The organism is Streptomyces sp. NPDC057543 (genome assembly GCF_042801895.1).
Lineage (GTDB): Bacteria > Actinomycetota > Actinomycetes > Streptomycetales > Streptomycetaceae > Streptomyces.
This window is the reverse complement of record NZ_JBHVFF010000569.1, coordinates 1-1,684: the sequence shown is the minus strand read 5'-3', so window position 1 is coordinate 1,684 and position 1,684 is coordinate 1. Positions and strand designations below refer to the sequence as shown.

Below are 1,684 nucleotides of genomic sequence, written 5' to 3'. Positions count from 1 at the left end.
CGTAAAGCCATCGCCGCAGGTCGGAATGGTAGAGCGTTCTCGGCTGGGACCATGTCGGCGTGAGCATCTCGATGCTGTACAAGGTGGCCCGCAGGCGTCTGTTCGTCCCTGGGGTGTTCCTGCGCCGCGACAGCGATAAGGAAGCCGAGTTGCTCGTCCTCCGGCATGAGAATGCGCTGCTGCGCGGCGTTCCTGTAGAGCAATTCGCCCGCAGGTGGGAGCTTCCGGGCGCCGTACAGGCCAGTCCGTGGGTGCATGGCTGTCGGCTAACGGCCGCTGCCGGTGGGCGGACGGATGGATATCGGCTGGTTGGTGGCGATCACCGTGTCGTCCATCAGGTGTCCCTCGGCGCGCATGCGCATCGCCCGTAGTGCGAAGGTGTGCGGGTCGAGGTCGAGGGTGAACCAGGCGGTGATGTCCGGCCGGACGAAGGCCAGCTCGACGACCTTGGAGTCGGCGCGCAGGACGCGGATCGCGGCGGCGGGCTGGAACTGGCTGCGGTAGAAGGCCGTCGGCCAGCCGAACGGGGACCCGCCGCGGTCATGCTGCCAGCGGGCGGCCGGACCGTCCCGGTGGTAACTGTCCGGGCCGATCAGCACCCCGCTGCCGCCCCCGGCGATGCTGTATGCCATCGCGTCCGGGGCGGCGAACCGGTAGTGGGTGAGGACCGCCGGGCCGGTCGTTGACCCGCGCAGGGTCTCGTCCATGCGCAGGGAGTGCAGCCGCCCCATGGCGGTGAGCATCCGGGCGAAGTCGGTCCGCCCGTCCGGCGCGGGCAGGGGGAGGGCCCGGGTGGCCGTGGCGGGGCCCCGGTTGCCGCGCACGCTGACCGTCGTCGTCCAGCGATCGGCGCTGGTCAAAGTGGCGGTGCCGGTGAAGCAGCCGAACCCGCACGGGTGCAATCCGGCCCGCACCGGCGTCGTGCCGTCGGTGCGGTGGGCGGTGAACGCTGCGTCCCGTAGCCCGTCCCCCGGCTGGGCGCCGACCACGGTCAGCTTCACCTGCACCCGGCCAGGACGCGGCGGGCTGAGCGACCAGCCCAGTACGTACGGGCCTGCACCGGCGGCGACCGCCACTGCCGGCTGGCCGACCAGGTCCGCCAGTGGAGGCCGGCCCGCGGCCTGCTCCGCCGCCACCGTGGCGGCCCGCGGCGGGTCGGGGTAGCCCACAAGCGCACTGGCCACCGCAACCGCGGTCACCGCCGCGACCAGCTCCGCACGGACCGCGACCCGCACCCCTCGCGGCCTCGGGACGCGGCGGCGGCGCAGCCAGTAATGAGACAGCCCGGCCACGGTCATCACGGCCAGCGCGGCGGCCTTGCCGAGCACTGCCCGCCCGTACCCGGTGCCAGTGAGCTGGCCCCAGCCGGACAGCTGCTGGGCCGCGTTCCCGACGCCGGTCGCGGCCACGACCACCGCCGCCATGACCGCGGCCGGGGTCAGCGCGGTCAGCACCGCGATCGCCTGCCGCCCGGCCAGTACGCCCAGTGTGATCGCGGCCACCCAGACCGCCACCGCCAGCAGATGCACGAACAGCACCGACGTGGCCAGCACCGGATGCGCCGCCACGCCGGCATGCCCGGACGCCGCCTCGGCGAACAGGCCACCCCCCCCCCCCCCCACCCCCAACCACCCCACGACGCGGAGGGGGCCCGCCCCCCAAACCGCACCCACGGCCCCCCCCA

Annotated in this window: 1 protein-coding gene; it reads right to left on the bottom strand. The window is 73.9% G+C overall.

All coding sequences use genetic code 11. From position 1 onward, the window contains the following. Positions 1 to 266: 266 nt before the first annotated feature. Positions 267 to 1,622 carry a CopD family protein gene (locus ACFU8Q_RS41345; protein ID WP_384465326.1) on the bottom strand — a complete coding sequence of 452 codons (1,356 nt, stop codon included), beginning with the start codon at positions 1,620 to 1,622 and terminating at the stop codon, positions 267 to 269. Positions 1,623 to 1,684: the final 62 nt, after the last annotated feature.